Origin of the sequence: Streptomyces laurentii, assembly GCF_040635425.1 — a bacterium.
Lineage (GTDB): Bacteria > Actinomycetota > Actinomycetes > Streptomycetales > Streptomycetaceae > Streptomyces > Streptomyces laurentii.
Genome location: NZ_JBEYHT010000084.1, coordinates 20,604 through 27,331, shown reverse-complemented (window position 1 = coordinate 27,331; position 6,728 = coordinate 20,604). Strand labels below are relative to the sequence as shown.

6 protein-coding genes are annotated in these 6,728 nt (G+C 72.8%); 2 read left to right on the top strand and 4 right to left on the bottom strand.

The features are described from left to right. Positions 1-102: 102 nt before the first annotated feature. Together ABZ693_RS33115 and ABZ693_RS33110 are read right to left on the bottom strand one after the other, a co-directional pair. Entirely contained in the window at positions 103-1,245 is a 1,143-nt protein-coding gene (locus ABZ693_RS33115) for an MFS transporter (RefSeq protein WP_359885059.1), read from the bottom strand. 176 nt (positions 1,246-1,421) lie between these two features. After that, the gene (locus ABZ693_RS33110) at positions 1,422-2,351 is read right to left on the bottom strand and encodes an NAD(P)-dependent oxidoreductase (protein WP_359885056.1); all 930 of its coding nucleotides are present in this window, start codon (positions 2,349-2,351) and stop codon (positions 1,422-1,424) included. Between the two features lie 107 nt (positions 2,352-2,458). Between ABZ693_RS33110 and ABZ693_RS33105 the strand changes: the two genes are divergently transcribed. Beyond that, complete coding sequence (locus ABZ693_RS33105; RefSeq protein ID WP_359885055.1) at positions 2,459-2,791, top strand: winged helix-turn-helix transcriptional regulator; 333 nt, start codon at positions 2,459-2,461, stop codon at positions 2,789-2,791. Between the two features lie 40 nt (positions 2,792-2,831). Here the strand turns inward: ABZ693_RS33105 and ABZ693_RS33100 are convergent, their stop codons facing one another. Both ABZ693_RS33100 and fahA read right to left on the bottom strand, forming a co-directional pair. Beyond that, the gene (locus tag ABZ693_RS33100) at positions 2,832-3,566 is read right to left on the bottom strand and encodes a hypothetical protein (RefSeq protein WP_359885054.1); all 735 of its coding nucleotides are present in this window, start codon (positions 3,564-3,566) and stop codon (positions 2,832-2,834) included. Between the two features lie 262 nt (positions 3,567-3,828). Further along, positions 3,829-5,076, bottom strand: coding sequence for a fumarylacetoacetase (gene fahA, locus ABZ693_RS33095; RefSeq protein WP_435842621.1), 1,248 nt, complete (start codon positions 5,074-5,076; stop codon positions 3,829-3,831). A 305-nt stretch (positions 5,077-5,381) separates the two neighbouring features. On the opposite strand from fahA, the gene ABZ693_RS33090 reads away from it, so the two are divergent. Further along, on the top strand, positions 5,382-6,713 hold the full coding sequence (locus ABZ693_RS33090) for a peptidase (protein ID WP_359885052.1): 1,332 nt from the start codon (positions 5,382-5,384) through the stop codon (positions 6,711-6,713). The last annotated feature ends 15 nt before the right edge of the window (positions 6,714-6,728 follow it).

Below are 6,728 nucleotides of genomic sequence, written 5' to 3'. Positions count from 1 at the left end.
GAGGAGAACGTACGGCGGCTGAGGCAGAGGATCTTCAAGGCGACGCAGGGCGGGGACCCTCCGCGGAGGGAGAACCGCCCTGGCGGGCACCCGCGGTCGGGGTCAGTCCGCAGCGGAGTCGGGGCGGGGGGTCGTCAGGGCAAGCGGGATCAGGAGGGCCGTGAGGAGGGCCAGGGCGGTGAAGCCCCAGGCCAGGCTGGTGCCCGTGGCGATCGCGGCGACGAAGAGGGGGCCGCCCGAGTCGCCCAGTTCGCGGCCGATCTCCGCCGTTCCCATCGTCTGGCCGATCCGTTCGTCCGGGGTGGCGGCGGCCAGCGCGGCGAAGCCGAGCGGGGTGATCAGGCCGGTGCCCGCGCCGGTCAGGACGGCCGCCGCGAGGAGGCCGGCCACCCCCGGCAGGACGGCGACGGCCATCCCGCCCGCGGTCACGGCGAGTCCGGCGGACAGTCCGGTCCGCAGTGTCAGCCGCCCCGCGTCCAGCGCCCGCCCGGCCCACGGCTGGACGAAGGCCGCGCACGCGGCGAGTACGGAGACGGCCGCGCCGGTGGCGACCGGCGACAACCCGTCCGCCCGGCCGGACAGCGGCAGGAACCCGACGCCGACCGACAGCGCGGCGGTGGCCGCCGCCAGCGCCAGCACCGGCCGTACGAACGCCCCGTCCGCCAGCCGCCGCACCAGGTCCGCGAGGGTCTGCCGGGTCCTCGGCAGCGGCGGTACGGCCGGGACGGCGAGCGCGGCCCACAGCGCGACCGCCACGGCCAGCGCCGTCATCACGGCGAACAGCAGCGTCAGCCCGCCCGCCCACACCAGCACCCCGCCGAGCAGCGGCCCCGCCGTGAACCCGACGCTCTTCCAGAAGCCGTACGAGCCGAACGCCCGCCCGTGCCGGGCCACCGGGTTCATCCGTACGAGCAGCGCGGACGCGGCCGGGGAGAACGCCGACGCCGCCGCGCCCTGCCCGAGCCGGGCCGCCCACAGCAGCCCCGGGTCGCGGGCCACGACGTACACGGCGGACGCGGCGGCGAACGCGACGAGCCCGCCGAGCAGCACCGGCCTGGCCCCGACCTTGTCGGCGAGCGTGCCGAACACCGGCTTGAGGACGACCTCCGCCGCGTCGTACAGCGCGAGCAGCGCCCCCAGGTAGAGCACCGACCGCGCGAGCCCCGCGTCCCCGGCGCCGAGGTTGGCCGCGATGCCGTGGGCGCCGAAGGCGGTGGTGAACCCGGCGGCGTACAGCGGCCACATCCGCCGCCGGTCCGGGGCGGGCGGCGGCGCCTCCGTGTCCCCGGAGCCGGCGCCGGAGTCGGAGCCGGCGCCGGATGCCGGTCGTCGTCCGCTCGCGCTCATGCGACTCCTTCCCGCCCGTCACCCTGATTGTTCCCGGGGAGGGCGGAGAGCAGCGCCTCGTTCCGCCGTACGGGTCAGGCGCCCGCCTTCGCCGTGCCCCGGGTCCGTGCCAGCAGGTCGATCACGCCCGTCAGGTCCTCCTCGTCCCGGCCGCCCTCCTCAAGGCGTCGCCGCATCAACGCGAAGAAGGGAGAGAGGAGTTCGGGGCTGATGCCCTGCTGTTCGGCGGTGGCCAGGAAGGTCGGCGTGCCGGCCACCTGCATGCCGAGGTTCGAGACGACGCCCGTCGTGTAGTCGCCGCTGCGCAGCCGTTCGGCGGTCTGGGGGATGGACGAGCACATCGCGACGATCCACTCGGAGAGCAGTGGCGCGAGCGCGGTGGGGTCGATGTCCTCGTCGCGGATCAGCGCGAAGGCGTGCGCGGCCCCGGCGAACATCCCGTACATCCCGCCGAGCAGCGCCATGTCGTACAGCGCCGCGAAGCCCGCGTCCGCGCCGACGAAGGTCGTGCCGGCGGGGACGGCCAGGGTCTCCCGGTGCCGCTCGAAGAGTTCCGGCGAGCCGCTGTAGAAGACGTACGCGCCGGCGCCGGGGACGCCGATCATCGGCGGTACGGCCATGATCCCGCCGTCCAGGTAGCGGGCGCCGCGCTCGGTCGCCCAGGCGGCGCGGGCGCGGGCCTGGGCGGGCGTGGTGGTGGTCAGGTTGGCGACGTCCTTGCCCGCCAGGCCGGTGTCGTCCAGCACCTCGCCGACGGACGCGTCGTCGAGCAGGCAGACGACGACGAGGGGACTGGCCGCGACGGCCTCGGCCGCGCTGTCGGCGACCTTCGCGCCCTCGGCGGCGAGCGCCTCGGCGCGGGCCGGGGTGCGGTTCCAGACGGTGAGCGGGTGGCCGGCGGCGAGCCAGGTGCGGGCGAGGGCGGTACCCATCGCGCCGAGGCCGAGGAGGGTGACGGGGGTCTTCGCGGCGGTGTGAGCGGCTTCAACGGTGTTCTGTGCCATGCCGGTTAGGCTCGTCGCAGAGTGTGAGGGCGGACAAGTACGCACTTCGAAGTGGGTGCTTACCGCGGAGTGAGCGTGCAGGTCGGGAAGGTGGGGTGGGGCAGGGCATGGCGACGCTGAACCGGCCGGGTGGGCCGGAGGGGCACGCCTGCGGGATCGACACCGCGATGGAGGTCATCGGCGGCAAGTGGAAGGTGCTGATCCTCTGGGCGCTCCACGAGTACCCGCACCGCCGTTTCGGCGAGCTGCGCCGTCTGGTGCCCGGGATCACGGAGAAGGTGCTGGCCTCCCATCTGCGGGAGATGGAGGCGGACGGGATCGTCCGGCGCGTCTCGTACGAGGAGGTGCCGCCGCGCGTCGAGTACGCGCTGACCGAGGACGGGCAGCGGCTCAACACGGCCCTCGAACCGTTGGCGGCGTGGGGCCGGGAGCGGGCCTGAGCCGGGTGACGGCCCGGGCCCGATCAGGCAAGAAGGGGGCTCAGCCGGTGAACCGGCCCGGGAACTGGGCGATGATCCCCTTGCTGAGGAAGTCGGCGAGCTCCGCCATGTGCGCTTCCGCCGCGTCGAAGTCGGTGATCGCCTTCGTGTAGTCGGCGCGGAACAGGTCCGTGCCGTAGGCCGCGGTCTGCGTGATGTGCGTCTTGAGCGCGGGTTCGGTCACCGACCGCGGCCAGAACTCCGGGTTGGCGGTGGAGAGGAAGTCCGCGATGTCCTTGGCGTTGGCGTACCAGACGGCCATGGCCTTCTTCAGGGCGGCCGCGTCGCCGTCCTTCAGGGCCTGGAGGACCGGCCCGGAGTCCTCGATGTGGGTGAGCAGCAGGTCGGTCAGCCGGTCGGCGGCGGCACGGCCGTAGTACGGGGCGATCGCGTCGCCGATGTCGTGCTGGTTCCGCAGCAGCCGGTCCTGCGTCGCCTGGAGCGCGTCCGGGTTGTGGAAGAAGGCTTCGACGGTGGAGTACGTCCAGTGCACGTGCTGGGCCCACAGCTGGCGCATCGCCGCGTAGAGGGCGGTCCGGGCGGTCCTGCCCCGGACGACACCGGCGTCCGCCGACGGCATGTCGGTCGCCGCGATCGGCACCGGCCGCACGGGGTCGGTGCCGGCGTGGGCGGCGCCGGCGCCCAGCGCGCCGGAGCCCGTGACGACGCCGGCGGCGAGCGCGAGGCTCGCGAGGGTGGCGACGAGGCCGCGCCGGGCACGGCAGGTCCTCAGCATGAATGGTTCTCCTGGTGAGGTCTTCGTTGCCGCGGGCACAGCCGGGACGGTGGCCTCGTGGCCGGCACGGGGAGAGTGCCACATCCGGGTATCTACCGCGCGGCGGGGGACCGCCTACCAGGCTTCCCTCGTTCGGAGGGGGGCGTACGGAGGCCGTCCGGGGCGCACCGAGGCCGTACGGAGGTCGTACGCAGGCCGTACGAAACGGTCGTGGGCCCGCCCCCACTCGGGAGGCGGGCCCACGACCGGACAGGCCGGCGGATCAGCCGGCGTTCGGGGCGATCCGCCCCGTGACCTCGCCGAGCGCCACGCGCGTGCCGTCCGGGCCCGGCGCCCAGGCGGTCATCGTGACCTCGTCGCCGTCCTCCAGGAAGGTCCGCTTGCCGCCCTCCAGGTCGATCGGGTCGCGCCCGTTCCAGGTCAGTTCGAGCAGCGAGCCGCGCTGGCCGACCTCGGGGCCGGAGACCGTGCCGGAGCCGTAGAGGTCGCCGGTGCGGAGCGAGGCGCCGTTGACGGTCATGTGGGCGAGCTGCTGGGCGGCCGTCCAGTACATGGTGGAGAACGGCGGCTCGGCCACCACCTCCCCGTTGATCGCGACGGAGATCCGCAGGTCGAAGCCGCCGAGCTCGTCCTCGCCGGAGTCGTCGAGGTACGGCTGGAGCTCGAAGTCCCGGGCGGGCGGGGCGACTCGGGCCGCGTCCAGGGCCTCCAGCGGGGTCACCCACGCGGAGACGGAGGTCTGGAAGGACTTGCCGAGGAACGGGCCGAGCGGCACGTACTCCCACGCCTGGATGTCGCGCGCCGACCAGTCGTTGAGCAGCGTCAGACCGAAGACGTGCTCGCGGAAGTCGCCGAGGCCGACCGGGCGGCCCATCTCCGACGGGGTGCCGACGAGGAAGCCGACCTCCGCCTCGATGTCCAGCTTGACCGACGGCCCGAAGACCGGCGCCGGGTCGGCGGGCGTCTTGCGCTGCCCGGCGGGCCGTACGACGTCGGTGCCGGAGACCACGACGGTGCCGGCCCGGCCGTGGTAACCGATGGGCAGGTGCTTCCAGTTGGGGGTCAGCGCGTCGCCGTCGGGGCGGAAGATGTGGCCGACGTTGGTCGCGTGGTGCTCGCTCGCGTAGAAGTCGACGTAGTCGGCGACCTCGTACGGCAGGTGCAGCGTGACCGCGTCGAGCGGGTGCAGCAGCGGTTCGACGACCGGCCGGTGCGCGGGGACGGTCACCCAGCCGGTGAGCGCGCGGCGCACGTCGCGCCAGGCGGTGCGGCCGGCCGCGAGCAGCGGGTTGAGGCCGGGCTGGTCGAGCAGGGTGGCGTACGGCGAGCCGAGCGCGTGCGCGGCGGCGCCGGCGTCGAGGACGTACGCGCCGATCCGGACGCCGAGGCGTCGCCGGTCGGGTTCGTCGGCCGTGGAGAACACGCCATAGGGCAGGTTGTGCGGGCCGAAGGGGTCGCCTTCGGGCAGGTCGAGCGGGCTCCGCTCAGGCGTCGGCATCGGCGTGGACATCGGTGCTGACCTCGCTTTCCAGGTGTGTTGGGGGACACGTTACGGGTCACGCGCCAAGACGCGGATGACATGAGTCACACAGAAAGTGGGGCCTCCGTGGGCAACTGCCCGGATTTTTGGCATATGCGTTGCGGATCAGGTCGCCGTGTCGACATATGCCGGCCCCGCACACGGCAATACCCCTATTCCGCTGTCTTATCCCGGCCATACGATTGCCAAAGCGTTGCGCCGCGTGCGTCTTTCCGCAGGCGCAGCCCCCACACGCCACAGGCTGTATTTCTTCGTTCGACCAGAAAAGGTCCCCTGTGAAGATTCGACGTATCGCCGCCACCGCCGTGGCAGCGGCCGTGACCGCTCCGGTCGTGTTCCTTTCCGCCGCGCCCGCGTTCGCCGACACGAAGCCGGCCGCCGGTGCGAGCCAGCTCGCCGACAAGCCTTCCATCGAGCAGTTGAAGCTGGCGGTCGCCGCCGCCGAGACCGCCTTCGACAAGGCCAAGGCCGATCTCACCGCCGCGGAGAAGGCCGTGGACGCCCTGGCCAAGGCCGACCACCCGCTGGCCGTCGACGTTCAGACGGCGAAGAAGGTGTATGACGAGGCCGCCACCGCCAAGGAAGCCGCCGCCGAAGCGGTCACCAAGGCCGAGGCGGCCCTGGCCGCGTTGCCCGAGGACGCCACCGATGAGCAGAAGGCCCCGCTTGAGCAGGCGGTCAAGGAGGCGAAGGCCGCCGCTGAAGCCGCCGCTGCCGACGCAACGGCCAAGAATGAAGGGCTCCTCAAGGTGCTGAGGGCTCAGAACGACGCCAAGGCCGCCGCGCTGAGCACCCTGGACGAGGCTCGCAAGGCCAAGAAGACTGCCAGGAAGGCGCTTGACGACGCCGAGGACGCGCTCGCGGAGGCCGAGGCGAACCTGCCGGACGGCGAGGACATGTGCGTCGAGGACGACAAGAGCCTCGGCACCTCCCTCACCGGCCCGAGCGAGATCACCGCTGGCTCCAGCGGGGTGTTCACCTTCCGCATCACCAACAAGGGCTCCAAGACCTTCGACGAGTTCGGCGGCTTCTCCGTGGCCACGACGAACGGCGGCATGGAGTGGCTCGACGTGAAGTGGTCCACTTCCGAGAGCCCGACGTGGAAGCCGATCAACTGGGCGAACGAGGAGGAGCTGGGCTTCTCCGCCAACGCCCCGCTGGCCCCGGGCAAGTCCTTCGACTTCAAGCTGAAGGTCTCCGTCGACGCCAAGGTGCCGGTCGGTGACGGGCAGGTCCTCGCCGCCGGTCTGCGTGCCACCTACGAGGACATGACCTGCGGTGAGTCCGAGACCAACATCGCCCACTTCACCGTCGTGAAGCCCGCCAAGCCCGGTTCCGGCAACAACAACGGCACCAACGGCGGCCACAACGGCAACGGCACCAACGGCGGTACGAAGGGCAACGGCAACGCCTCCCCGCAGGGCGGCACCTCCAAGACCCCCGTGACCACCACCACCCACACCCCCACCACCACGACCGGTCGCCTCGCCGCCACCGGCGCGGGCCCGTCGACCCTTCCGTTCGCCCTCGCGGGCGGCGCGGCCGTGGTCCTCGGCGCGGGCGCGATGGTGATGGTCCGCCGCCGCAAGGCCGGCGAAGGCGCCTGATCGCAGGCGTGGAGG